This window comes from Saccharospirillum impatiens DSM 12546, from assembly GCF_000423605.1.
In the GTDB taxonomy this organism is placed as follows: domain Bacteria; phylum Pseudomonadota; class Gammaproteobacteria; order Pseudomonadales; family Natronospirillaceae; genus Saccharospirillum; species Saccharospirillum impatiens.
On record NZ_AUIH01000005.1, the window covers coordinates 38726 to 64614 of the forward strand.

The window sequence follows — 25889 nt, forward strand, 5'->3', positions numbered from 1 at the left end:
GCCCAGTTACCGGGCCGTTCGCCCCGGTAATTCGTTCAGGAGGTCCCTATGGAACGCGAATCCATGGAATTTGACGTTGTTGTTGTCGGTGCAGGCCCGGCAGGTCTGTCTGCAGCCATCCGGCTGATGCAAGGCGCCGCCGACTCTGGTCAGGAATTATCCGTCTGTGTCGTGGAAAAGGGGTCCGAAGTCGGTGCCCATATTCTCTCCGGTGCGGTATTTGAACCACGCGCCCTGAATGAGCTGATCCCCGACTGGAAAGACAAGGGGGCTCCACTGAACACCGCTGTTACCGGCGATGACATCTATTTGCTTCGAAATGAGAAAGCAGGCATCAAAGTGCCGGGCGCCTTTGTTCCGGCCACCATGCATAACCAGGGCAACTACATCATCAGCCTGGGGAACCTGTGTCGCTGGCTCGCAGAACAGGCAGAAAGCCTGGGCGTCGAGATCTTTCCCGGCTTTGCCGCGGCTGACGTTCTGTACGCAGAAGACGGTTCCGTTCAGGGCATCATCACCGGAGACATGGGCGTAGCAGCCGACGGCTCCGAGAAAGATGGCTATATGCCCGGCATGGAACTGCGCGCCAAAACCACCTTGTTCGCTGAAGGTGCACGCGGTCATCTGGGAAAATCCCTGATCCGGACATTCAAGCTCGATGCCGACAAAAATCCGCAGCATTATGGCCTGGGTATCAAGGAGCTGTGGGACGTTGACCCCTCGGTTCACCAGCCGGGCAAGGTGGTGCATACCGCAGGCTGGCCGCTGGCAGAACATGGCGCTCACGGTGGTTCTTTTATGTACCACATCGAGAACAACCAGGTAGTGCTGGGGCTGATCACTGATCTGGGTTATCAGAACCCCTACCTGAGCCCTTTTGATGAATTTCAGCGCATGAAACATCATCCGCTGTTCGCCGACACCCTGAAGAACGGCAAACGCGTCTCCTACGGTGCACGGGCCATTGCCAAGGGCGGCCTGCAAAGCTTGCCCAAAATGCATTTCCCGGGTGGCCTGCTGATCGGTTGTGACGCGGGCACGCTGAACTTTGCCAAGATTAAAGGCAGCCACACTGCCATGAAATCAGGCATGGTCGCGGCTGATGTGATCCTCAAGCGCGCCAGCAGTGACTGGCAGGCCGGTCAGGATCTGACCGAATACGCCGCGGCGTTCGAGCAGTCCTGGGCATATCAGGAACTGCATCAGCAACGTAATTTCGGCCCGGCTCAACACAAGTTCGGTAATTTACTCGGTTCGGCTTATGCCTTTATCGACATCAACCTGTTTCGCGGTAAGCTGCCCTGGACCATGCAGGACACAGTACCCGATTATGCGCAGACCAAGCTGGCCAGTGACTGCCCGCAACTGAGCTACCCAAAACCGGATGGTGTGCTGAGCTTCGACAAGTTGAGTTCGGTCTTTGTATCGAACACCAACCATGAGGAAGATCAGCCAGTGCATCTGAAACTGGCCGACCCCTCTGTTCCGCTGGCCAGCAACCTGCCGAAGTACGCCGAACCCGCACAGCGTTACTGCCCGGCAGGGGTGTACGAAGTGGTTGAAGATGAAGCAGGCGAGCAGCGTTTTCAGATCAATGCGCAGAATTGCGTGCACTGCAAAACCTGCGACATCAAGGACCCGGCTCAAAACATCAACTGGGTGACCCCTGAAGGCGCTGGCGGTCCGACTTATCCTAATATGTAGGGTTTACCAAAGGCCTGGGGCTGACTGAACAGTCAGAACCCCAGCCCTACTCGCCTTCGGTTCTATCCAGCTTCGCCAGCAAAAACCGGGATTCCCCACTGTTCAGCCACAGGTGCCCCTGGCTGTCTGGCTGCGCTGTTTCCAGCGCCCGGGTTTGCCATTGGTACATCACATTCTGGTGAATGCGTGCAGGCAGATTCCGTCGCCACAGCATGACGGGCTCACCAGACGGATCGTTGATCTCCAGTGGATGTGAGGCATCCAGCGGCTGCTGCTCCCCAAGGTTGTTAGTCACAATCCAGGTATCACCCAGGAATTCGGCCGACACCGCCACAAAGGGCGTGGCCTCTACCCGAATGCCGACCTTTTCAACGGGTGTCACCAGAAAGTACCGACCCTCCTCTCGCTTCAGAATGGATGCAAACAGGCGGACCATAGCCGGACGACCAATGGGCGAGCCCTGGTAGGACCATTGGCCAGAACGGTGAATGACCATATCGAGATCACCGCAAAAGTCAGGCGTCCACTTTTCTACCGGCGGGAATGACTGATCACCAATCTGTTTGAGCAATTCATCCAGTCGCATTATAGCGGTCCTCGGGTTCCGGCCAGTTCGGCCAGGCGGGTCAGAAAACGCTTGAAACCTCGCCTGTCCTGAACCAGCTCCAGATACATTGGGTTGTTTCTCAGTGAGACCATGCCATCGGCCAGTAACCAGACTAGGGTGTACAGATAGCGCAGGTCATCGTCATCCTGATGCGACTCCACACCCCACTGCTGGCGCGCCAGCTCGGTAAACAGTTCGACGTGATTGTGGCGCAAGCGTTGCCACTGCTGAAAGCGTTCGAGTTGGCAATCCACCGAGTTCAGGTGACTTTCAAGTCTCAGAAAAAGTCCATAATTATCAATAGATTGCATTCGATAGTTAAGAAACTCTCTCATCAGGTGTGCAATGCCAAGCTCGGGGTTTTCACGGCATTGCCTGAACAGTGGACTCAGACCCAACTCGTCATTCAGTAGCAAGGCGGCGTAGACATCGTCCTTGCTACTGAAGTAGTGATAAAAGACAGAGCGGCTAATGGCAGCGGTTTGAATAAGGCGGGTCACTGACACCTGGTCTTCGCCCACGAGCATGAACAGGTTCAACGCCGAGCTTAAAATGGCAGCCTCGGTAGGGTGCTGATCGGAAACGCTGGCTATGGGCCTGAACATGGTCTTGCTCGTCAGTCGCAGAAGAGAATAAACGGCGGCTACGCTGTTGACCAGTGAAAGGCCCGCAGCACTTCCTGTTTACATGGTATGCGTGGGTTTTTCGGAGTTAAGCGCACCGGCCAGATAGGTTTCAATCTTGTCTTTGGCCAATTCGTTCTTTTTACTGAACTGAACGCCAATACCGGTTGCCCGGTTACCCTGGGCCCCACGGGGGGTTACCCAGATGACCTTGCCTGCCACGGGTATTTTTTCTGGCTCTTCCATCAGATTGAGCAACAGAAAAACATCATCACCCAGATTGAATTTTTTATTGGTGGCGATAAACAGACCACCATTTTTTACAAAGGGCATGTACGCAGCGTATAGCACCGCCTTGTCTTTCATCGTCAGTGACAAGATGCCATTGCGCGGCCCACCGAGTTTTGGATTCATGCGTGTCCTGTCATTTCCAGCCAGCGAGCCGATAATTGCTCGCTCCACATCTGTTGATTCAGGTTTGCCTGCTGCTGCAAGCCCTGCTTTAACTGCACAATATAGTCTCTAAAGCGAAAAAGCGACACCGTTGGTAGCCCTTGCAGTGCCTGGACGAGATCTTCATCACGCTCTGGTACCGGCGCCGTTTGTCGGTTCAGCCGACGAATAGCCGTATCGACCCAAAGTAACGTCTGATTGAGCAGCGTCAGGGGGTCTTGTTGTTGAATAAATGCCGCCAGTGCCGTGAAATTTCGCTCCTGCAAAAAACAACTGACCTGACGGTGCCATTGATCTATGGCCTCATTACTAATCCGGCTAGCGGCCAGAGGGGCACCATCAGCCATTGCAAGGCGTTGCTCCGGTTGCTCAATGCCGTTATCAGTCAGCCACTGATGGGCTTGGTCGTGACCAGGTTGCTCAAGCTTGTAAAGCCGACAACGGGACCTGACCGTAGGCAGCATGCGCGACAGCGAACTGCTCTCCAGAATCAGATAAGTATTGGGGGTGGGCTCTTCCAGCATTTTTAATACGGCGTTGGCCGCTGCATTATTCATCTTTTCACTGTGAGTCAGACGAATGACCTTGTTGCCGCCTTGCTGGGGAGTTTCATGCATGAAATCAGCTATCCCCCGAATCTGATCCACCTTGATGGTCAGGCTCTTGCCTTCCGGCTCGAGGACCCGGCTATCCGGGTGCGCACCCGCATGCACTAACAGACAGGATTTGCATTGACCACAGGGTTTGATCCCCCCCTGTTTACACAGCAATCCGCGGCGCAGGAAGTCGCCCAATAATGACAATCCATCGCCTTCTCTGCCGACCAGCATCAAGGCGTGTGGCAGCCGTTGACGGGCATAGCTTTCTGCAATCTGCCCGACTATGGGGTGTGTCCAGACCGGCAGTTCTATCATGAATAGTGAGCCTCAAGCGCATGTATTACAGCAGCACTGACCGAGGCAATGGTCCCGGTCGCATCGAGCCGGATGATGCGCCCCGGGTCTTCACTGCAACGGCGTTCATAGGCTGTACGGCAACGTTCGAAGAAGTCGACGTCTTCTGTCTCGATCCGATCCAGCTCACCTCGTTGTCGCGCGCGTGCCAGCCCAACCTCTGCGGGACAATCCAGCCAGAGCGTCAGATCGGGCTTGAAACCCTCAAGCACCCGGCTCTCCAAATCAACGATGTGCTCCCAGGGAATGCCACGCCCCCCGCCCTGGTATGCGTAGCTGGCGTCGGTGAACCGATCGCTCACCACCCACTGGCCATTGGTCAGGGCCGGCCTGATGGCGGTACTCAAGTGCTGACGCCGGGCAGCAAACACCAATAACAGCTCGGTCCAGACATCAACTGGCTCATCATGATGCGCCAATAAAACACTCCGGATCTGTTCGGCCATAACGGTGCCACCGGGTTCGCGCGTGACCATAGGCGGCCCTGAGTGCTTAGTGACCCAAGCGGCCAAAACATCCCGTTGGGTAGATTTGCCAGCCCCTTCGAGCCCTTCAATGGAAATAAACTGAGGCTTCACGACCCATCTCCCTGCTCATCTACCGGAGGGGCTGAGCGGTAGTCGTCCCGGCGTTGAAACCGCTGGTATTGACGCACCGCTTCATTATGTTGCTCGTAAGTGTCTGAGAACTGATGGGTACCGTCTCCACGGGCAACAAAGAACAGAGTGGTGCCTTCGGCCGGGTCAACTGCCGCTTCAAGCGCACCGCGCCCCGGGTTTGCAATCGGTGTTGGCGGCAAACCACTGCGAGTATAGGTGTTGTAAGGTGTATCCTGACGCAGATGGCTTCGCGTCAGATTGCCACTGAAATCGTCACCCAGCCCGTAGATGATGGTTGGGTCGGTCTGCAATCGCATATTCTGAGCCAGTCGACGGGAAAAAACTCCGGCGATTTGGGGACGTTCAAAGGCGGCACCCGTTTCCCGTTCGATGATTGACGCTAGAATCAGGGCCTCGTAAGGCGTATTCACCTGCGTAGTTTCAGACCGGTTTTCCCAGGCCTGAGTCAGCTCTTGTTGCATTCGCTGGTGTGCTCGTCGGAGGATGTCGACATCGGAGGTGCCCCGTTCAAACAGGTATGTATCCGGGAAAAACCATCCCTCAGGGTGTTGTTGGTCAATGTCCAGTGTTTCAAGTACGGCTTCTGTATCCATGCCCATGAGGGTGTGTTTGATTGCTTCATTGGCAGTCAGTGTTGTCAGGAACTGCCGAAAGGTCCACCCTTCGATGAACTGTACGCTGTATTGGATTTTCTGCCCTTCAATCATGCGGTTGATGGCGACACTGCTGGTATCCCCAGGCATCAGCCGGTATTCACCCCGTTGGATGGCGGTTTGTTCCTGGTAGCGCAACCACAATTCGTGCGCACGGGCGTATTCAATCCATCCGTTTGCTTCAAAATCGTTCAAAACGCGTCTGAGTGATGCACCAGACGGTACCGTATAGTGTTCAGGATCGGCAAACGCCATTGGCGCGTCGATTCGATCTTTGATGTAAAAAACAGCCCCAAATCCCGCTCCGAATACCAGCAGTACTGCGATAACTATCAGTCGTTTAATCAAGATTCAATCCAATTCGGGTGTGTATGGAAGCCAGATCATCCTCGCCAGCTAAGGCTAACGGGACATTGTTAAGGTGGGTTACCCGGACCACACCCATGAGTGCATTTCCGATCAGGAGTGCCTCACAGTGGCTAAGGTCGTCTGGCTTGATATCGGCCACCTGAAGGGCGCCGTTTCCTGAGCGCAGCCAGCGTCGCCGAATAATGCCGTTCACGCCAGCTCTTGCTAATGCCGGTGTAAACCAGCGTCCGTGGCGGCGATAAAACAGATTGCTCATGCTGCCTTCAACCACCCATCCCTGATCATCACACAACAGGGCTTCTTCAGCCTGGTGCTTTCGGGCGTTTTGTCGGGCCAGCACGGAATCCAGACGATTCAAATGCTTGACGCCCGCCAGGGCAGGATTGACCGAGGCCGGTATGGTCGACGTAACCAGTCGGGCTCCGGTTTTGTACCAGGGAGCCGGCTGATATTCAAACAGCTGCAGCAGCCGGTCGGTCTGTTGCGTTTCAGGGTCGTAATCGTACCCCCTGCCTGCCGCTTGTCTGCCTAGAATGATCTTGAGAACGGCGGGCGCCCGAACGGGTTTGATCAAGGCATCAATATCGTCGAACAATCGCTGACGATCCAGATCAGACCAGGCCAGGTGCAATCGTCCGATGCCTTCTTCCAGTCTGTGCAGGTGATCATCAGCAAACCTAAGCCCCCGGTCAGTAACCAGGCAGGTTTCAAACAAGCCATCACCAAAGGCCAGCATCCGGCTTGGAAGTGGCAGTTGGTCGGTTGATCGACTGTTAAGCAGGCAGGCTAGCATGGGATTCAGACGCGTAGAAGTCATCGATCAGTGTACCCGATACCAGACATATCGCCCAGTTCGGCTTGTGTTCGACAACACAAAATCAACAGATAAGGGGCCAAACCAGATAGGCTGAGGCCCCTTGCTGCACCGACGCGTCCTACACCTTACTGAAGATCAGGGTACCGTTGGTACCGCCAAATCCGAACGAGTTCGACAAGGCATGCTGGATGGGCATTTCACGGGCCGTATGCGGCACATAGTCCAGATCGCACCCTTCGCTTGGGTTATCCAGGTTGATGGTTGGAGGCGCTACCTGATCCCGAATGGCGAGCACGGAAAAAATAGCTTCCACTGCACCTGCAGCGCCCAACAGATGGCCAATCATCGATTTGGTAGAACTCATGACAATCTTGTCAGCGTCAGCGCCATAGAGCGATTTCGCAGCCTGGGTCTCAGCCTTGTCACCAGCCGGAGTAGAGGTGCCGTGCGCGTTAATGTAGTTCACATCAAGCGGGTTCAGCTTCGCATCCAGAACGGCGTTGCGCATCGAAGCGCAGGCACCGGCGCCAGTTTCGGGCGGCGAGGTCATGTGATAGGCATCACCGCTCATGCCAAAGCCGGTAAGTTCGGCATAAATGGTAGCGCCCCGCGCCTTGGCATGCTCGTATTCTTCAAGCACCAAAACACCCGCGCCATCACCCAGCACAAAGCCATCACGATCCTGATCCCAGGGGCGACTGGCTCTGCCCGGATCATCGTTTCTGGTCGACAGCGCCCGGGCTGCACCAAAGCCAGCAATACCCAGAGGTGTGGAGGCCATTTCAGCGCCACCGGCCACCATCACATCGGCATCGCCATAGGCGATCGTCCGGCCAGCGTAGCCGATGTTATGAGTTCCAGTGGTGCATGCAGTCGTAATGGCGATGTTGGGCCCTTTAAATCCGTAGTCGATCGATAAATAACCAGCGATCATATTGATAATGGCTGAGGGTACGAAGAACGGCGAGACCCGACGCGGACCGGATTTATTCAGGGCATCGTGATTGCGTTCAATGGTATCCAACCCTCCAATCCCGGCGCCAATGGCCAGGCCAATACGATGGGCATTACTTTCGGTGGCTTCGATGCCCGAGTCTCTGATGGCTTCTTTGGCTGCGGCATAGCCGTACTGGATAAACCCATCCATTTTCTTGGTGTCTTTGGGGTTGATGTATTGAGCAGGATCAAACCCTTTCACCATACAGGCAAAATTCGTGGTGAATTTCTCAGTATCGAACTTCTCGATTCTGGACGCCCCGCTCTTACCGGCCAGAATGCCGGACCAGGTAGAAGCAACATCATTCCCCAGCGGGCTAAGACAACCCAGACCGGTCACAACGACTCTTCGACGTGACATAGTGTTCTCCAAATAAAAAGCCGTACTGTCTGACGACAATACGGCTTGAATCCAGAGCGGTATAGCCGTAAGGCTACCGCACTTAGCCCAGGTGGGCGTTGATGTAGTCGATCGCGTCCTGAACAGTACCCAGCTTCTCAGACTCTTCGTCCGGAATCTCGGTTTCAAACTCTTCTTCCAGAGCCATCACCAGGTTAACGGTGTCCAGAGAGTCAGCACCCAGGTCGTCTACGAAAGACGCCTTTGCAGTTACGTCTTCTTCTTTTGCGCCCAGCTGTTCACAGACGATTTTCTTTACACGATCTTCAATGTTGCTCATTACGAACACTCCCTACTTGGAATTGCACTTCAAGGTGCGATTTAGTGTATTAAACGTTATTCGTTGCCGGCAAGTCAAAACTGGCCGGTCAACCCATGTACATGCCACCGTTCACGTGCAATGTTTCACCCGTGATGTACGAAGCCTGATCACTGACCAGGAACGCCACGGCAGCGGCAATTTCATTCGGATCTCCCAGACGGCCCAGGGGCACCTGCTTGAGCAGGGCGTCTCGCGTTGCTTCTGGCAGATCATGTGTCATATCGGTCTGAATAAAACCCGGAGCCACTGCGTTGACCGTGATATTACGCGAACCGACTTCCCGCGCCAATGATCGAGTGAACCCTTCGAGTCCGGCCTTGGCCGCGCAGTAGTTTGCCTGACCCGCGTTACCCATGGAAGCGACCACCGACGAAACGTTCACAATACGGCCAAAACGGGCCCGCGTCATCGATTTCATCACCGCTTTGCTCATACGATAGGCCGAAGACAGATTGGTGTCGATAACCGAGTCCCATTCGAGCTCTTTCATGCGCAAAAAGAGGTTATCCTTAGTGATGCCCGCATTGTTGATCAGGACTTCGGGCGTAGCCTCTTCCGCTTTCAATTCGGCCATCAACTGCTCGATTGATTCCGGGCTGGTGACATCGAGTGTGTAACCGCGACCGTCGATGCCCGCCGCCTGCAGTCGCTCAGTAATGGCCTGTGCACCTGATTCAGAGGTGGCGGTTCCGGCAATTCGATACCCCTGGCGGCCAAGCGTTTCGGCAATGGCTGCGCCAATGCCGCGGCTGGCACCGGTGATCAAAACCCACTTGTTGTCGCTCATGCGTCACTCCCTATGCGTTCCTGAAAGGCTGCCAGCGACCCGAGGGCCGACAAGGTCAGTGTTTTCTCGATGCGCTTGTTCAAACCAGACAAGACTTTTCCCGGGCCACACTCTATGGTTTCAGTGACACCGAGCCGGACCAGTTCGGCGACAGACTGCGACCACAAGACCGGGCGGTACAGTTGCTCAACCAAATTCTGTTTGAGCGCATCAGCGTTGGCTTCGGCCGTAGCCGACACATTCTGAATGATAGGCAATTGAGCATTGTGCCAATTAAGCGTATCCAGATGCCCGGATAACTGGGTTGCCGCATTCTTCATCAAAGAGCAATGCGACGGAACGCTAACCGGCAGTGGCATCGCCCGCTTGGCGCCAGCGGCTTTCAGAACCTCGATGGCGCGATCAACAGCGGCCACCGAGCCGGCAATAACAACCTGACCGGGCGTATTGAAGTTAACGGCTTCAACCACGTCATCTCCGGCAGCCTGGGCACAACCGTCGACGACAGCCTGATCATCCAGCCCCAGTATAGCTGCCATACTGCCCTGCCCCGCAGGTACCGCCGCCTGCATCAGCTGACCCCGTTTTTCAACGAGCACGACGGCATCCGCCAACGGCAAAACACCCGCCGCAACCAGGGCAGAATATTCCCCGAGACTGTGCCCGGCCAGGTAATCAGGCTGCGTCCCGCCCTCAGCCTGCCACAGGCGCCACAAGGCAATGCTCGCGGTCAACAGGGCTGGTTGCGTCTTTTCGGTTGTGTTCAGGGCTTCAGCGGGCCCGTCACTGACGAGCGCCCATAAATCGTAACCGATAGCGCTCGAGGCCTCTGCAAAGGTCTCCTGGATCAGTGGGTACTGCTCTGCCAGATCGGACAGCATACCAACCTGCTGAGATCCCTGTCCGGGAAATACGAAGGCGAGTTTTTGGCTCATGAGATGCGTTCCTGTTGTTATGAAGGCTCAACTGTTATGAAGGCTCAACTTGTTGGCGGTCAGACCGTTTAAAGCGGCACAACTGAGCTTTCCAGTGGCGTGCATTATGGTCGCAACAAGCGCTCAGTAAAGGCGAACCCTGTTAAAACATTTATGAATTCCGGGAACAACAAGACTCTCATTGTTGACACATGAAAGCAGATGTTAGCCCGCAAAGGTCACGAACCGGCCACTTCTCGCTCAGGCAGAGCATCGAGTTGTGCCAATATCGATTGACACCAGCGGCCTTCGCTTGCCTCAATGGCACGGCTCAATGCCGCCTGAAAAGCGGCTCCGGTGGCGTCGCCATGACTTTTTATCACCGTCATATCGGTACCGGCGAGCAGCGCTCCATTGCTGCGCCGGGGGTCAAGTTGATGCATGACCGGTCTCAATCGATTCCGCAACAGGCGCCCCAGTATCTTTCCGGTCAAGTCCCGGCTCAGCACCTGTCGTATGGCACCTAACGTAAGATCCAGGGTGCCCTCGGCCGCTTTAATAACCGCGTTCCCGGTAAAACCATCGGTAATGACCAAATCCAGATTGCCATGAAAGACCTCGCCCGCCTCAACAAAACCACGGTAGTCAATGTCCGGCCAGCGCGCCAGCTGTTCGCTGGCTTGTCGAATGGCGTGTGGGCCCTTGTTTGCTTCAACCCCGAGGTTGAGCAATGCCAGGCGGGGCTTATGCCCCAACTGGCCAGAGGCGATGGCCACACCAACGGCGGCAAATCCGATCAACTGGCCCGATGTCGCGGAAAATGAGGCACCCAGATCAAGCATTAACATAGCGTCTTTGGATGTAGGCACCCAACTGACCAGAACCGGCCGATCCAGCGCGGGGTGAACCCGGCCATAGCGATGAAGCAATGCCATGAGAATGCCTGTGTGCTCGGATGAGACCACAGCATCCACGCGGTGCCGGCTGAGCTCAGTCACGGCTTGTTCGATGCTGCTGCCGTACTCATTGCGTAACAGGCGGCCAGGGTTCAGCTTGGTGGGTAAAGCACCGGCACAGGGTTTAAAGCGAAGATTGGCGGGTAACGACGACATGGAGGCTTGGAGGCTTGAAGCGCCCAATAAAAGACCACTATGGCCGGGGTGGTTCCGGAAGAACTGAATACAGGCGGGAAGCAAATGGGAGGGGCCGAAATCCCCTCCCTCAAGATCAATGGCTAGAACAGCCAATGAGTGTTACTCGACGTCCGCTTCAGCGACGACTTTACGGCCTTTGTAAAAGCCGTCAGGCGAGACATGGTGACGACGGTGAGTTTCACCGCTGGTTGGATCTACCGCCAGAGCGGTCGTCGTCAATGCATCGTGCGAGCGACGCATTCCGCGACGTGAACGGGTCTTCTTGCTTTTCTGAACTGCCATGGCCGGGGCCTCCTAAATAGGACACTTAAAATATCAGTGAAGGTGCTAAGCGCTTGGCCCGGTTATAGGCCAACCATCACTGTGAATCAGTCAGGATCTCTTCAGAGATTCCAATACCTTAAACGGATTGTCTTTAACCGGGGCTTGTTCAGCCTCGGCGTCATCCGGTTTAAATTCTGTCTGGATCTGACACTCACCGTCGTCATGCATCGCATGCATTGGCAAGCACAGCAACAACTCATCTTCTACCAGCTCCGCTACAACCAGGGGTTCGTCTGGCAGCAACATCAACGGGTCAATGTCAGCGGGCAATGCTTTCGCCATTTCATCGTTGTACACCACAGCCATGGTAAAATGGCCATCCAGCGCGACCGATACCGGCTGCAGACATCGCTGGCATTCGAGCACTACCTGCCCGGACACATCACCCCTGACGATACGACGGTGCTCGGCATCCCGATCGAAGTTCAAATGGGCATTGAACTGCGTATCCAGTCTGAGCACCGATTCCGACAGGCGCAACAACCGGGTCGACGGCACAGTACCCTCCAAATTCTGGGGGCCCTGATCAGCCAACTTATAGGCGTCAACGCGTTCTGGGAGCTCGGATATCGACATAGGCGCGGTATGATACGGATGAGACCGTTCAAGTCAAAGGCTTTTTGGCGCAAATGGCTGATAACCAGTAGGCTGCAAGGCAGAATTCACCTGATTCGCCTCCACAACTCCAATCAAAAAGGAACTAGCCCATGTTACCAAGGGTCGTACTGGCCTCAACCTCTCCTTACCGGGCGGAACGCCTGGCCACTCTGGATCTGCCCTTTGAGCAAGCCCGGCCCGACATGGATGAGACGCCGTTGCCGGGTGAAACGCCTTTTGACCTGGCTCTTCGCCTGGCCCGGGGTAAAGCTCTCAGCCTGACGGGTTCCCACCCGAACTGCCTGATCATCGGCAGTGATCAAACCGCCGCAGACGGCCAGGGCAACCTGCTGGGCAAGCCGGGCAGCGTTGCTCGCGCCGTCGATCAACTGTCTCGCTGCTCTGGCAACTCACTGACATTTTACAGTGGTGTAGCGCTCGCCGGTCCCATTGAGGACGCCTGGGTGGTAACAACTGAGGTGATTTTTCGAGACCTGACCCGAGCGGAAATCGATCGCTACATTGAGAAAGAGAGCCCGCTGGATTGTGCGGGCAGTTTCAAGGTTGAAGCGCTGGGGATTACCCTGTTTCAATCGGTTCGCAGCGATGACCCCAACGCGCTGATTGGTTTGCCCCTGATCTCCCTGGCCAACAAACTGCGTGAGGCAGGATATTTCCTGCCTTAACCTTCAACCTACGCCGACCCGGTTAACGAAGCTGAATCGACTCGGTCGCACCGAGCTTGACCAGGGTTTCAGCCACAGAAATCCCCAGATTGCGGGCAAACTGTTGCAATGGTGACTGCCTGAGCGTGAAATCAACGGTATTTGGATAACCCAGTTCACGGGCAAGTTCGGACGTCGATTTCAGGCCGTCAACGAGACCCAGCTCCAAAGCCTGGGCGCCAGTCCAAACCAGGCCAGAGAACAACTTTTCATTATCGGTGACCAGTCGATCTCCGCGCCCTTCCCTAACATCTGCGATGAACTGCTGGTGCACGTTATCCAGCAGGGTTTCAAACAAAACCCGCTCTTCAGGATCAACCGGTTGAAACGGATCCAGAAACGTCTTGTGTTCGCCCGATGCAAAAGAACGACGCTCAATACCGAGCTTGCCGATCAACTCCTCAAAACCAAAGCTGGCCGCCGTTACACCAATAGAGCCCACCAAACTGGATCCATTGGCATAAATATTCTCTGTCGCCGACGCAATGTAGTAAGCGCCGCTGGCCCCGGTATCGGCAATTACAGCATGAATCGGTATGTCTTCATGCAAGCCCCGCAAGCGTTGAATTTCGTCATACACATAGGCTGACTGCACCGGGCTGCCGCCGCCGCTGTTAATACGAACAATAACAGCCCGGGTGTCACTGTGCTTAACGGCATTGCGCAACGAGGTGACGATAGCATCCGCATTCGCCGGTTCGCTCTGGGCGATCAAGCCGCGCACATCGACTATGGCCGTATGCCCACCAGTTTTTTCCGGAACCAGACCCCCAATATTGCTGTTGCTGATAAACAGCCATAACAGGGCGAAGAGGTAAATAAAGGTGAGCAATTTGAACACGATGCCCCAGCGCCGTTGCTTTTTCAGCTCGGCGGTATTGGCCATCACAACTTTTTCGATGAGCTGCCACTCTTTGCGGGAGCCAGCCCAGGAGTCGTCAGACGACTCCTGTTGAGGGTTTTTTCCAAACATTCGTTCAGTTTCCTGTCAGTGACCGGGTTGGTTCAGGGTGACTCAATGTCATCTGTCGCTGCCAAAGAGGTCAGCAGCTTTTCCAGCAAAGGATCCAGCGGTGCTTTGAGGGTTAACAGCTCTCCTGACACCGGGTGTGGCACGGTCAGTTGCGCTGCATGTAAAAACAATCGTCCCAGACCCAGATCGCGAGCAACCGATTCGGCGCGGCTCGACTGGTACTTGGAATCGCCCAGAATAGGATGCCCTGCATGTAGAGCGTGCACCCTTATCTGATGAGTACGGCCGGTAATTGGCTGCGCCTCCACCCAACTGCACCGGGTGAATGCCTTCAGCAACCGAAATCGGGTCTGCGACGGCTTGCCATCCGGTGCAACAGTCACAATACGTTCTCCACCCTGAGCTTCGTTCTTGCGCAAGGGTACATCAATCATGTGCCGGTCTTCGGGCCAGTGGCCATGCACCAGACACCAATACACCTTCTTTACCTCGGTTTTGTGCCGAAAGACCTCTTGCAATGCCTTCAGCGCCGAGCGTTTCTTGGCAATGAGCACTACTCCGGAGGTATCCCGGTCGAGCCGATGGACCAACTCAACAAACTTCAACTCGGGCCGGATGATCCGGTAAGACTCAATAAGCCCCAGTGAAATGCCTGACCCTCCGTGCACAGCCAGTCCGTGAGGCTTGTTCAATGCAACCAGCACATCATCTTCATAGAGTATGGCTTTATCAAGTTGATGGCGCAGTGATTGGCTTGGAACGGCCGTATTAATCGCCTTCTCGGCGATTCGAACTGGAGGGATACGGATGGTGTCCCCGGCCTCGAGTCGGTACTCCGGCTTGATTCGCTTGCCATTGACGCGCACTTCACCCTTGCGCAACACCCGATAGACCCGACTCTTGGGTACGGACTTCCAGTGCCCGATTAAGAAATTATCAATGCGCTGACCGGCCCGGTCTTCTTCAACTTCATACAATTCAACGTTTGCCACAATGCCCTGCTTCACCCATACCGGTATCCTGTATGTAAAAGTACCCGGCTTTATTAAGGTACTCACTACGGTAAGTTTCCGGGGTAATTATATCAGCTGTCGGTTCACGAAAGGAGGCTTCATAGTATGCCCCAGGTGGCCACATCGCCTACCCCGCTTAGTGATTGTTCAACCGGGAGTCTACTGCTACACTGTCCCGTGCTGGGATTCTGATCATCCTACCGCCCAGAGACCACACAGGCGGCAAGGGGCAGTCCCCCCAACCTGTTGCACCGACGTTACGTGCAACTTAAGAATCGGTTGGGCAGCAAGTACAGTTTGAAACAGCGTATGACGATGGGGTCATATGGAAGAAAGCACTTCACCACAAACGCGCAAGTGCTTCTAAATAGAGCAGGCATCCCCTTAAGACTCTGTCCGTTTCCCCATAGTTAATGGAAAACACCGATCCACTGTGCTGGCGTTGTCGCCTGCACCGACCTGTGTGTTACCGATTTCTATCGGTGTTCGCCCGCCTGTATCCCTGCCCTTGCTGCTCTGTCACCCATGCTTTATTACAGAGTATCGTTCCTCAATGAAAAGAATGTTAATCAACGCAACCCAGTCAGAAGAACTGAGGGTTGCCCTGGTCGACGGCCAGAAACTCTACGACCTGGATATAGAAACCGGCTTTCGTGAGCAGAAGAAAGCCAACATCTACAAAGGCAAAATCACCCGCGTAGAACCCAGCCTTGAAGCCGCCTTCGTTGATTTCGGTGCCGAACGCCACGGCTTTCTGCCACTGAAGGAAATCGCCCGGGAATACTTTGTCGATGCCAATATGTCCTCTCGTGCGAACATTCGCGAGTTGGTCAAAGAAGGCACTGAAGTCATTGTTCAGGTCGATAAGGAAGAGCGCGGCAACAAGGGTGCCGCCCTGACCACGATGGTCAGCCTGGCTGGCCGCTATCTGGTCTTGATGCCCAACAATCCGCGTGCAGGCGGTATATCCCGTCGGATCGAAGGCGATGAACGTGCCCAGATTCGGGAAGCCCTGCAGGGTGTCACCATTCCCGATGGTATGGGTTGTATTGTGCGTACTGCGGGTATCGGCCGCAGCGCCGAAGAATTGCAATGGGATCTGGATTATCTGATACAACTCTGGGATTCCATCAAACAGGCTTCTGAAGGTCGCTCTGCACCCTTCCTGATTCTGCAGGAAAGCAACGTTATTTTGCGCGCAATCCGTGACTATCTGCGCCAGGATATTGGTGAGGTCCTGATCGACAGTAAAGATGCCTATCAATACGCCCTGGACTTCGTGCAGAAAGTTATGCCGAACTACCAGAGTAAACTGAAGCTCTATGAAGATCCGGTCCCGCTGTTCAATCGTTACCAGATTGAAGCCCAGATCGAAAGTGCCTTTCAGCGCGAAGTAAAACTGCCCAGCGGCGGTTCGATCGTTATTGACCCAACGGAAGCGCTGGTGTCGATCGACATTAACTCCAGTCGTTCGACCAAGGGCGTTGATATCGAAGAGACGGCTTTTCACACCAACCTGGAAGCGGCCGAAGAAATTGCCCGCCAACTGCGTTTGCGTGATATGGGTGGCCTGGTGGTCATCGACTTTATCGACATGAACCAGTCCAAGCATCAACGGGAAGTAGAAGCGCGCATCAAGGATGCGACCTCCCCAGACCGCGCCCGCGTTCAAGTGGGCCGACTGTCGCGTTTTGGACTTTTGGAAATGTCTCGCCAGCGTCTGCGACCTTCCCTGGGCGAAACCAGTGGCATCGTATGCCCTCGCTGTAACGGCCACGGCATCATTCGTGACGTAAAATCCCTGTCACTGGCTATTCTGCGTTTGATCGAAGAAGAGTCACTGAAAGAACGTACAGCTCAAATTCGTGCCATTGTGCCTTTGACCGTGGCGACCTTCCTGCTGAATGAAAAACGCGAAGCCATATTCGATGTTGAGCGTCGTCAGAAAGTGCACGTTCTGATCGTACCCAACACGCAGATGGAGACGCCACACTATGAAGTTGTGCGCCTGCGGGATGACGACGAAACCCTGGTTAACGCCGAGCCCAGCTATGCCCTGAAACTGGAAGAGAAACCTTCTGAAACCGAAACGGTTCTGGAAGCTCAAACCAAGCCTCAGGAAGCCGCTATTTCAAGTCTGCAGGTCACCCCGCGAGCTCCGGTGCCACCTTCTGCGCCCGAAGCCAGCGCCGATACGCCAGCGGCCAAACCAGCCCGTGCAGCGGCTGAAACGGCCGTTGAAAAGCAGCGCTCGGAAGGCAAAGGACTCTTCTCACGTCTGGGCGGCTGGGTTAGCCAGTTGCTGGGGTCTGACGAAGCAGCCAAGAAGCCGGAAAAGCCCGCTACTGAACGCAAGCCTGACAGTCGTTCACGTCAACGCGATGACAATCGTGGTAGCCGTCGCAGTCCAAACAGGAACAACCGCAATCGTAATCGTGACGGCGGACGTGAATCGGGTCGTGATACCGCCCGTGACGGCAATCGTGAAGGTAATCGTGACAACAACCGGGACTCGAACCGTGACGGTGGCGCTTCTCGTGGCGCTGGCCGAAACTCGGGCCGGGGCTCGCGTGATCGCGATGCTGTTGCGGCGACACCTGATGCAACGGCCAAAGAGACCAAACAGCCAGTTAAAGACCCGGCGCCGTCAACGGAAACCAGTGCTGATTCAGGTGAGAGCCAGAACGATCGCCGTCCACGCCAGCCACAAATGAAACGCCGTGAAGAGCGGGATGACAGCACCGGACGTGTTCCTCTGGCTGAAGTGGGCAAGAATCGTCAGGTTCGCGGCATCAGTAAGAATGCCAGCAAGCGACCCAATCCGGAAAAGCCCGGTGAAGTCATCAGCGATATCGAAACAGTGATTGAGATGATCAGCACCAAATCTGCTGACGACGCACGTGCTGCTGCCAAAGTCAGAGCCGATGAAGCCGCCGGCTCCAACGAGGTTATTGCTGAAGCCCCGTCAGAAGCGGAAGCAAAGCCGTCTGATGCCAGCGCAAAACAGGTTGAGTCGGCGGACGCAGGACACAGCGAACCCTCAAAACTGGAAGAGTCGCCCAATCCCCGTGTTGAACACGAAGTCATCAACACGGAAGACACTGCGGCACCCGCTGACGCCAGTGGTAAAGAAGATCATGCTTCAGCCGAATCTGATTCAGCTCAAAGTAAACCGACAGTTGATGCTGAAAAAATGGATGCCAGCGTTGAAGAAAACGTCGAAAGTCCGGCTAGCGTGGCCACCGTTGATGCTGCTGAAGAACCGGTAGCAGATGAGGCAACAGCAGCGGTGAAATCGGCGCCCGAGTCGTCTGAGGTGCAAGCTCAGGACACCCCTGAGGCACAGGAACCCGAAGGCCAGACCGTCAACCAGGGTCGGGCTGAGACAGAAGTCATCGCTGAGCCAGGCCAAACGACGACGGAAGAGCCTGCTGCGAATGAATCAGAGCAGGCGCCGGAAGCGGCGGAAACCGAACAACCCGCCGCCGCTGAGGAGGAAGCCGAGGAAGCGCTAGCGAAGCCGGCATCACGTGCACCGAATGATCCGCGTGAAGTCCGTCGACGCAAGATGGCAGAACAGCAAGACAAGTAACTGTTTCTTTCTTGCACAGTATAAAAAAACCGGCCAAGGCCGGTTTTTTTATGGGCGATTACCACGACCAGACAATGGGATCCGTCAGTGTGCCAGCAAAGCCTTATTGCAATGCATCCGCCTCAGGCCCAGAAACGCGGTTCAGGCTCAAGCTCTACCCCGAAGCGCTCCAGAACCGCGCCTTGAACTAACGCCTGCCAGGCCTGAATCGATGCCGCTGGCGCGCGTTTCGGGTTAACCAACACCAGCGCCTGATGCTCGTAGCACCCAACGCCATCAACGTTGCTTTGCCCGCGCAAACCACACTGATCAATCAACCAGCCAGCAGCCAGTTTCCAACCCCCGGGCTGTGCGTAAACCACCAGATTAGGGTGGTTTTTTACGAGCGCGCTATAAGTTTCGGAAGTAATAACCGGATTCTTAAAAAAACTGCCTGCATTAGGCAGAACCATCGGATCAGGCAGACGTGACTGTCTGACTTCGATCACTTTGGCCAGTACGTCCCGGGCATTCAAGTCTGGTAGGTTGGCCAGTTCCTGCAATGGCCCATAGGACAGACGGGGTTGAAACTCCTGGTCGAGATCCAGTTCAACCGCTGTGATGATGAATCGGTTTTCCTGTTGTTTGAACACGCTGTCCCGATAGCCAAACTCGCAGGCCTCCCGGGTAAACTGTCGCCACTGATTTTCTTGCGTGTCATAGGCTTCGACCCGATATAGGCAGTCGGCCAGCTCCACGCCATAAGCGCCGATGTTCTGAACAGGAGCAGCCCCCACTGTACCCGGAATCAGCGCCAGGTTTTCAACACCAGAGCCCCCCTGCTCAATAAGATCAACAACGGTTTCATGCCAGGACTCCCCTGCCCCCAAACGCCAGCGCTGGCGGCTCGAGCCTGAATCGATCCGGGTTTTTCCGCGAATCGAAACTTTGATCGTCAGACCACTGACTTGCTCGTGCATTACCAGGTTACTACCACCACCGAGTGCGCGTACGGCCATGTCGTGTTCTTTGGCCCAGCGCACCAGTAGCGGTAAATCACTGGCCTCGTGGAGTTCAGCATACCAGGCGGCCCTTGCAGGAACGCCCAATGTGTTGTTAAAAGAGAGGTCAAACTGTGGTTGCGGATCAATACTCATCGCGTTGCAGACTGCAGTTGCATCAGCAAACCCCGGCTAGCCTGTTCACACAGATCCAGTACCGTTTCAAAACCATCTTCTCCGCCAAAATAAGGATCGGGAACTTCCCGTTTGTTGGAGCGAGCCGCAAAGTCCAGAAACAATGCCAGTGACGCCCTAGGGGACTCGGGTGCCATCGCCTCTAACTGAGTCAGGTTATCAGCGTCCATAGCCAGAATGTAATCAAACCGCAGAAAGTCTTCAAAGCTAACCTGTCGGGCTCTGAGGTTATCCAGGTCATAACCTCGTTCGCGGGCAGCAGCCCGACTGCGTGGATCGGGTGCCTTGCCGAGGTGGTAGGCCGCGGTGCCCGCAGAATCAACCTCAACCTGACCGGCCAGTGCGGAGCTAGCCAGTTGAGCCTCAAACACCGCCTGGGCCGTTGGCGACCGGCAAATATTCCCCAGACAGACAAAAAGAACAGAGGTTTTGGCCTGACGAGGGTGAGTCATATAACCTCCCTGGCAAACAGGGCACGAACAGCATCCAGGTCGGCTTGAGTATCAACGCCCGCCGGGACGGGTTTTGCGGCCTGGTCCGCTACAATAATGGCACCGTTGTCCATAAAACGCAGTTGCTCAAGCTTCTCCAGCCGTTCCAGCAAGCTTTCAGGCCAGCCAACGAAAGCATCCAGTGCACTTTTGCGGTAGGCATAGAGACCAATGTGTCGTTTCCAGATGTCCCCGGGTGTTGTCTGAGTCGCATCCCGATCGTATGGAATACCGGCCCGGCTGAAGTACATTACCTCACCATCCTGACGCTGAATCAGCTTTACCGCGTTGGGATTGGCTACCATGGCCAGAGTGGTTATCGGTTCGTAAAGAGTGGCAACCTGAGCATTGGGGTTCTGTTCCAGCAAGCGAACGACTTGCAACACATTGTCGACCGGCATCAGTGGTTCATCGCCCTGTACATTGACGATAATGTCATTGGGTTGCAGCCCGAGGTGTTCCGCAGTCTCCTGCAGCCGATCGGTACCTGACGGGTGGTCAGGCCGGGTCATGACCGCCGTAAATCCGGAATCGGAAACAACACGGCGTATGCGCTCATCATCGGTTGCGACAACGACCTGGTCGGCACCGCAGGCCTGCACCGCCATAGCCACCCTAACCACCATAGGCCGCCCTTCAATGTCCAACAAGGGTTTGCCCGGCAACCGACTGGAGCTGTATCGGGCGGGTATCATGATTATGGTTGCCATCTTTGCTTACTCCTGAGGGCAGATTCAATGGTGCCCAGCAAGTTGAAGGGCAATTCAGGCCGCAGCCTGACGACATAACAATGCGCTGGCCAGGGTGTCGTCAGTTTAATGGTATCTTTTTCCGTTAACACCAGTGGCAAGCTTGGGTCTGCCAACCAATCAGACGACACCGGTCGATGATCACCCGGTGATTGGGTTTCCTTGACGGTGAAGCCCTGGTCCGCCAACTGGCGATAAAAGCCTTCCGGGTAGCCAATACCAGCACAGGCGCGTATCTCACTGGACTTTGGCAGCAAGTCTCCCTGCGCATTGACCGGCCATTGTGGGTTGAGGGTCAGCACCCCATCGACACGGAGATCGGCTGGCTTTTGGCCCTTTGCAACTCGCCACTGCACAGTTGTTAACCGGCTGACAGGCTCACGCAAAGGACCCGCTGGCAACAATCGAGTATTGCCCAGGCCACGTATGCCATCGATCATCACCAGCTCAAAATCTCGTCCCATACGATAATGCTGCAAACCATCATCACTGATCACAGCATCCAGCGAATGCTGGCTGACCAGATAACGCACGGCCCTGTCGCGATCCGGATCGACCACAACAGGACAGCCCAATTGTTGTGACAGGGCCTTGGGTTCATCGCCGCACTGGCTGGCGTCTGTGTCTGACGTAATGGAGAGTGGGTAATGATGACTGCGACCGCCGTATCCTCTCGACACGATACCGCAACGCATTCCGCGACTTTGCAAATGGGACACCAGAGCCTGAATGGCGGGAGACTTCCCGGTTCCACCCACGCTGAGGTTGCCGACCACCAGAACCGGTACGCCATAGTTGCCGGGGTGGCGTTGACGAAACCGGCGTCGGGCAATCGCCCCGACTAGCCAGCTCAGCGGTATCAACAACCGGGCCAACCATGTCAGGTGTTGACGATACCAAAAGTTCATTTGCTGCTCGCCGGTGCCATCAATCAGGGACTTTCCGGAACCTGGGTGGCGTAACTGACCCGATAAAAGCCCATTTGACCCACCGCATCCAGAACAAAGACCATCGCCTGATGCGGCGCCTGAGCATCTCCGGTGATAATAACGGTGGTATCCCTGCTGGCACCGGCCATTTCGGCAAGCGCCTGCTTAAGAGATTCGGTATCCGAGCGCAACAAGGGGGTATTATTCACCGCATACTGGCCCTGTGCGTCGACCTGAATTTCAATCGGGCGTTCATCCCCGAGCACCGCATCACTGCTGCTTTCCGGCAGATCAATCTGCAACTGAGTTTCGCGGGTAAAAGTGGTGGATACCATAAAGAATATCAACAGCAAAAAGACGACATCAATCAGTGGCGTTAAATTGACCTGTACTTCTTCCTGGCGGCTGCGTCTGAATCGCATGGGCGGCTCCCGTCAGCTCGACTTGGCATCGGAATGAATGGCATCTACCAGTTTGGCACTGTCCTGTTCCATGATGATCAGCAGATCATCAACCCGACGGGTCAGCGCCCGGTGGAATATGACTGCCGGGATCGCCACGCTCAAACCGGCAGCTGTGGTAATCAGTGCCTGGGAGATGCCACCAGCCAGAACACCGGTGTTGCCACTGCCCTGAACCATGATAGCGGTGAACACTTCAATCATGCCCAGCACCGTACCCAGTAATCCGAGCAGAGGTGCAATGGCGGCTATGGTCCCGAGCGTGCTCAGGAACTTTTCCATTTCATGAGCGACATGGTTGCCCGATTCCTGAATGGCATCTTTCATGGCTTCCCGGCCGTGCTTGGATGCGGTCAAACCGGACGACAGAATATAACCAAACAGGCTGCCACTTTTCAGTTCCTTGATCTTGCCAGAGTCCAGTTCGTGGTTCTTGATCCACATCCAGACTTTCGGCAATTGATCCTTGGGCATAACCTTGGCCACGCGCAACGCCCAGTAACGCTCAACCGTAATGGCGATGGCAATGATGGAACACAAAACGATGGGGACCATCAACCAACCCCCGGCTTTAATAATTTCAAACACTTAGCGTACCTCCATAGACTCCGGCGTAATTTACCATACTGTTTCCGCCAGAACATGGCTTTAAAACAGGTTGTGAAATAATTCTCATTTAAGCCAGCGTTTTCGATATGCAGATCGATAATCAGCCAGGTGCATCCGCCCCTCATCAACCTTAAGAGTAAAGGTCCCCCGGTCGGCCGTGTTGTGCAGCACGCGGCCATGGCGCTCGGTATATGCCACCAGATCCGGATTGGGCCAGCGGGGCATGTGTCGGTCTCCCGAACTGACCAGCAGCAACGCGTCCGGACTTGCGTCCAGAAAGGCAGTTGCGCTGCTCGTATGACTGCCATGATGACCGACGACGATGGCAGCCGCGGGAAACAGCTCAGGTCGTGCCTGCAATAACCAGTATTCGACCGTCCTGCTGGCATCACCCGTAATCAGCACGGCGCCCGCGGATGTTGGAATCCACATGACGCAAGAGGTGTCATTGCTGCTGGTCTGCAAGGCGGACGGAACCGGGATCAATTCAAACGGGAAAGCGCCCTGCCCTTGTTCGGGCCTATGGCAGTTTCGCCAACCAGACCGCCCACTCATAGTGGCCAGTCGCCTTGGACCTCCGGTTACCCGGATCGCTTTCGGCCATTCCCGGACAGCCCAGTGTGCGCCCCCGGCATGGTCGGTATCGGCATGACTGACCAACAGTCCGCCGGGGTCTATGGACTCGCGCCGATACCAGGGGGCCAGACGTTGCTGAGCAACGCTCCGACCGTCCTGCCACTGACCGGCCAGATCATAAAGCCAGGTTTGGTCTGGCCATTGCAACACCATGGCCTGGCCATGCCCTACGTCCAGGAGCGTCATTTGAAAAGCGTCAACGCCAGGCTTGGATGACCCCAGTACCAATGCCACCACTGGTATCAATGGCGCAGCCAGCCAGCGTACGGGTCGTTCTACACTCTGGCTTAACAGCCACCAAAGCAGCACCGTCACCAGCAGAATCTGCCACCAGGTCCAGGCTGGAGCTGTTTGATGCAGCGGTGACACCTGCTCCAGCGCGCGAAGCGCCAGGGCAATAGTCCACTCGTACCCGCTGACCCAGGCCAAATCCGGGAGCAGCAGTATTAACAATGACCACGGCAACAACAGCAATGTCACCAGCGGAATCATCAAAGCGTTGATCAACAGCGACAAAGGGTGCCAGATGAACCCCATAGCCGCTGTAATCGGGATCATCAGCAACGTCAGTGTCGCTTGCAGCTTGAACGCCAGCCAGACGGTTGAATGATCTCGCTGCGACCAGCGCTGAGCCAATCGAACGATGATCGCGACCAGCAAAAAACTAAGCCAGGCCCCTGTACTAAGCCAGGCCTGGGGGCGGAACAGAGTAATGGCGACCGCTGCGCACGCGAGCACATCCAGCGCGTTAAAACGACGCCCCACGCTCAGAGCGATCAGTGGAATAGCCAGCATGACCCAGGCTCTTACCGCCGGAAACCCAAAGCCCGTCAAGCTGACAAAAGCACCGCACAATAAAGCCACCCAGACCAACTGGAGATGAAATACTCGATTCAGCGGAATGCCGGGCAATTGCAAAAGAACACGGCCGAGTATCAATCCCCAGGCTGCGACCATACCGACGTGCATGCCACTGACGACCATCAGGTGCTTTAACTGTGTTTGCTCAAACAGGTCCCCCAGGCTAACTGGCAGGCTGGAAGACCAGCCCAGGCTCAGGGCAGACCAGATTGCGTGGGCATCTGACTGCTGAAAATAGGGCTCGGCCCGATTGTGTAACCGAACCGGAACGCCCGGCTGTTGGCTGACCTGATGAAGCTCCTGCAGACTTCCCAGCGCATCGATTCGCTCGCTGAAATAATAGCGCGTGGCATTAAACTGACCCGGGACCAGATTGCCAACCGGCTTTCTCAGACGAAAGTCACCCTGAATGCAATCGCCCGCCTTCAGGACACGACCGGTATCGGCTGTGAACCGCAGTCTGCGCAATTTCAGCGCATTGGGTTGATCGGTCACTGTGCCCACAGCCGACTGATAATCCTCGAACACCCGGGCCGGTTGAGACAGGCAAACGGTCAGCTCAGCGGTGTCGTGCTGCCAATGCGCGGGCAAGACAAAGCGCGCCTCGTAGTCGAGTCGAAGCAATAAGATCGCAGCGAAGATCACGACCAACATCGCCAGAAAAGGCTGGCGCCAGGCCACTGCCAAAACGATCACTGCGACAAATCCGCTGGCCCACCCGGGCCCTGTGTAAAACCAGAGTAAGGGCAGGCAAATACTCAGCGCTGCCAGGCTGGTCATACCCTTGACCATATAGAGCTGGCTCCTTTAAACGGGCATACTATCGATCTATATTTGGCGTTTGATTGTCATGCCCCGGCGTACCCTGCAAAAATGGATCCCCCACCCCGACAAGATTAGACAACTGCCCGGCCTTAACCGGTTCGGTCATTGGCTACATGAGCCAGGTATATGGCACTTGAACCGACGCAGCGTGGCACGAGCCTTCGCCATTGGCTTGTTCGTTGCTCTGCTTCCTATTCCCGGTCAAATGCCACTGGCCGCACTCACCGCCATTTTTTTTACGGCAAACTTGCCGGTTGCACTGGCACTGGTTTGGCTGAGCAATCCATTCACGATGCCGGTGCTATTTTATGGCACCTACTGGCTTGGCGCACAGTTATCCGGCCGATCTGTGATCGCCTTCGAAACAATTCAACAAAATGGATGGGGATCTACCCTACTACTGGATTTGTACTGGCCGACTTTTCTGGGTGGGGTGTTATGTGGGGCGGTGCTGGCGCCGACTGGCTACTTACTGATCAGCGGACTCTACCATTGGCGAATGCGCCTGAATCGCCGTCGCCGTAATCGATTACGACAACAGCGACGAAGCCATTAGC

The 25889-nt window shown here is 55.4% G+C and carries 27 protein-coding genes; 4 read left to right on the forward strand and 23 right to left on the reverse strand.

Features of this window, described 5'->3' with window-relative positions; all coding sequences use genetic code 11:
• Positions 1 to 48 precede the first annotated feature (48 nt).
• Entirely contained in the window at positions 49 to 1704 is a 1656-nt protein-coding gene (locus G565_RS0104795) for an electron transfer flavoprotein-ubiquinone oxidoreductase (RefSeq protein ID WP_028669932.1), read from the forward strand.
• 46 nt (positions 1705 to 1750) lie between these two features.
• On the opposite strand, the gene G565_RS0104800 is transcribed toward G565_RS0104795, so the two are convergent.
• The 14 genes from G565_RS0104800 to G565_RS0104865 form a co-directional block, all read right to left on the reverse strand.
• Complete coding sequence (locus G565_RS0104800) at positions 1751 to 2290, reverse strand: DUF1285 domain-containing protein (RefSeq protein WP_028669933.1); 540 nt, start codon at positions 2288 to 2290, stop codon at positions 1751 to 1753.
• On the reverse strand, positions 2290 to 2916 hold the full coding sequence (locus tag G565_RS0104805; protein ID WP_028669934.1) for a TetR/AcrR family transcriptional regulator: 627 nt from the start codon (positions 2914 to 2916) through the stop codon (positions 2290 to 2292). Before G565_RS0104805 ends, G565_RS0104800 begins: the two co-directional genes overlap by 1 nt.
• Before the next feature lie 78 nt (positions 2917 to 2994).
• Positions 2995 to 3348 carry a PilZ domain-containing protein gene (locus tag G565_RS0104810; RefSeq protein WP_028669935.1) on the reverse strand — a complete coding sequence of 118 codons (354 nt, stop codon included), beginning with the start codon at positions 3346 to 3348 and terminating at the stop codon, positions 2995 to 2997.
• A complete protein-coding gene (gene holB, locus G565_RS25815; protein WP_051207355.1) occupies positions 3345 to 4301 on the reverse strand; it encodes a DNA polymerase III subunit delta' in 957 nt (318 codons plus the stop codon). The genes G565_RS0104810 and holB overlap by 4 nt, the downstream gene beginning before the upstream one ends.
• On the reverse strand, positions 4298 to 4918 hold the full coding sequence (tmk, locus tag G565_RS0104820; RefSeq protein WP_028669936.1) for a dTMP kinase: 621 nt from the start codon (positions 4916 to 4918) through the stop codon (positions 4298 to 4300). Before tmk ends, holB begins: the two co-directional genes overlap by 4 nt.
• Positions 4915 to 5961 (reverse strand): endolytic transglycosylase MltG, encoded by a 1047-nt coding sequence (mltG, locus tag G565_RS0104825; protein WP_037337773.1) that lies wholly within the window; start codon positions 5959 to 5961, stop codon positions 4915 to 4917. The genes tmk and mltG overlap by 4 nt, the downstream gene beginning before the upstream one ends.
• A complete protein-coding gene (pabC, locus tag G565_RS23035) occupies positions 5954 to 6799 on the reverse strand; it encodes an aminodeoxychorismate lyase (RefSeq protein WP_084649231.1) in 846 nt (281 codons plus the stop codon). Before pabC ends, mltG begins: the two co-directional genes overlap by 8 nt.
• Before the next feature lie 118 nt (positions 6800 to 6917).
• Entirely contained in the window at positions 6918 to 8156 is a 1239-nt protein-coding gene (gene fabF, locus G565_RS0104835; protein ID WP_028669938.1) for a beta-ketoacyl-ACP synthase II, read from the reverse strand.
• A gap of 82 nt (positions 8157 to 8238) precedes the next feature.
• The gene (acpP, locus tag G565_RS0104840; protein WP_028669939.1) at positions 8239 to 8475 is read right to left on the reverse strand and encodes an acyl carrier protein; all 237 of its coding nucleotides are present in this window, start codon (positions 8473 to 8475) and stop codon (positions 8239 to 8241) included.
• A gap of 88 nt (positions 8476 to 8563) precedes the next feature.
• A complete protein-coding gene (fabG, locus tag G565_RS0104845) occupies positions 8564 to 9304 on the reverse strand; it encodes a 3-oxoacyl-ACP reductase FabG (protein WP_028669940.1) in 741 nt (246 codons plus the stop codon).
• Positions 9301 to 10239, reverse strand: a complete 939-nt coding sequence (fabD, locus tag G565_RS0104850) for an ACP S-malonyltransferase (protein WP_028669941.1) — start codon at positions 10237 to 10239, stop codon at positions 9301 to 9303. The genes fabG and fabD overlap by 4 nt, the downstream gene beginning before the upstream one ends.
• Positions 10240 to 10457: 218 nt before the next feature.
• Positions 10458 to 11465 carry a hypothetical protein gene (locus tag G565_RS0104855; protein WP_084649232.1) on the reverse strand — a complete coding sequence of 336 codons (1008 nt, stop codon included), beginning with the start codon at positions 11463 to 11465 and terminating at the stop codon, positions 10458 to 10460.
• Positions 11466 to 11471: 6 nt separating this feature from the next.
• Positions 11472 to 11654 carry a 50S ribosomal protein L32 gene (rpmF, locus tag G565_RS0104860; RefSeq protein WP_028669943.1) on the reverse strand — a complete coding sequence of 61 codons (183 nt, stop codon included), beginning with the start codon at positions 11652 to 11654 and terminating at the stop codon, positions 11472 to 11474.
• Positions 11655 to 11744: 90 nt separating this feature from the next.
• Positions 11745 to 12194 (reverse strand): YceD family protein, encoded by a 450-nt coding sequence (locus tag G565_RS0104865; RefSeq protein WP_169579614.1) that lies wholly within the window; start codon positions 12192 to 12194, stop codon positions 11745 to 11747.
• 209 nt (positions 12195 to 12403) lie between these two features.
• On the opposite strand from G565_RS0104865, the gene G565_RS0104870 reads away from it, so the two are divergent.
• Positions 12404 to 12979, forward strand: a complete 576-nt coding sequence (locus G565_RS0104870; protein ID WP_028669945.1) for a Maf family protein — start codon at positions 12404 to 12406, stop codon at positions 12977 to 12979.
• A gap of 22 nt (positions 12980 to 13001) precedes the next feature.
• Here the strand turns inward: G565_RS0104870 and G565_RS0104875 are convergent, their stop codons facing one another.
• Together G565_RS0104875 and rluC are read right to left on the reverse strand one after the other, a co-directional pair.
• Positions 13002 to 13991, reverse strand: coding sequence for a S49 family peptidase (locus G565_RS0104875; RefSeq protein WP_028669946.1), 990 nt, complete (start codon positions 13989 to 13991; stop codon positions 13002 to 13004).
• 32 nt (positions 13992 to 14023) lie between these two features.
• Positions 14024 to 15049 carry a 23S rRNA pseudouridine(955/2504/2580) synthase RluC gene (gene rluC / locus G565_RS0104880; RefSeq protein WP_245584120.1) on the reverse strand — a complete coding sequence of 342 codons (1026 nt, stop codon included), beginning with the start codon at positions 15047 to 15049 and terminating at the stop codon, positions 14024 to 14026.
• Positions 15050 to 15557: 508 nt separating this feature from the next.
• On the opposite strand from rluC, the gene rne reads away from it, so the two are divergent.
• A complete protein-coding gene (rne, locus tag G565_RS23040) occupies positions 15558 to 18596 on the forward strand; it encodes a ribonuclease E (RefSeq protein WP_245584121.1) in 3039 nt (1012 codons plus the stop codon).
• A 122-nt stretch (positions 18597 to 18718) separates the two neighbouring features.
• Here rne and murB read toward each other — a convergent pair whose 3' ends face one another.
• The 7 genes from murB to G565_RS0104920 form a co-directional block, all read right to left on the reverse strand.
• Positions 18719 to 19732 (reverse strand): UDP-N-acetylmuramate dehydrogenase, encoded by a 1014-nt coding sequence (gene murB / locus G565_RS0104890; protein WP_028669948.1) that lies wholly within the window; start codon positions 19730 to 19732, stop codon positions 18719 to 18721.
• Entirely contained in the window at positions 19729 to 20223 is a 495-nt protein-coding gene (locus tag G565_RS0104895) for a low molecular weight protein-tyrosine-phosphatase (protein ID WP_028669949.1), read from the reverse strand. Before G565_RS0104895 ends, murB begins: the two co-directional genes overlap by 4 nt.
• Positions 20220 to 20972 carry a 3-deoxy-manno-octulosonate cytidylyltransferase gene (gene kdsB, locus G565_RS0104900; RefSeq protein WP_028669950.1) on the reverse strand — a complete coding sequence of 251 codons (753 nt, stop codon included), beginning with the start codon at positions 20970 to 20972 and terminating at the stop codon, positions 20220 to 20222. Before kdsB ends, G565_RS0104895 begins: the two co-directional genes overlap by 4 nt.
• A complete protein-coding gene (lpxK, locus tag G565_RS0104905; protein WP_028669951.1) occupies positions 20960 to 21919 on the reverse strand; it encodes a tetraacyldisaccharide 4'-kinase in 960 nt (319 codons plus the stop codon). Before lpxK ends, kdsB begins: the two co-directional genes overlap by 13 nt.
• A 23-nt stretch (positions 21920 to 21942) precedes the next feature.
• Positions 21943 to 22362: an ExbD/TolR family protein gene (locus G565_RS0104910; protein WP_028669952.1), complete on the reverse strand. Its 420-nt coding sequence runs from the start codon at positions 22360 to 22362 to the stop codon at positions 21943 to 21945.
• 12 nt (positions 22363 to 22374) lie between these two features.
• Positions 22375 to 22989, reverse strand: coding sequence for a MotA/TolQ/ExbB proton channel family protein (locus G565_RS0104915; protein ID WP_028669953.1), 615 nt, complete (start codon positions 22987 to 22989; stop codon positions 22375 to 22377).
• Positions 22990 to 23073: 84 nt separating this feature from the next.
• On the reverse strand, positions 23074 to 25299 hold the full coding sequence (locus G565_RS0104920; protein ID WP_028669954.1) for a DNA internalization-related competence protein ComEC/Rec2: 2226 nt from the start codon (positions 25297 to 25299) through the stop codon (positions 23074 to 23076).
• Positions 25300 to 25357: 58 nt separating this feature from the next.
• Here G565_RS0104920 and G565_RS0104925 point away from each other — a divergent pair, with 58 nt between their 5' ends.
• The gene (locus G565_RS0104925) at positions 25358 to 25888 is read left to right on the forward strand and encodes a DUF2062 domain-containing protein (protein ID WP_028669955.1); all 531 of its coding nucleotides are present in this window, start codon (positions 25358 to 25360) and stop codon (positions 25886 to 25888) included.
• Position 25889 lies beyond the last annotated feature (1 nt).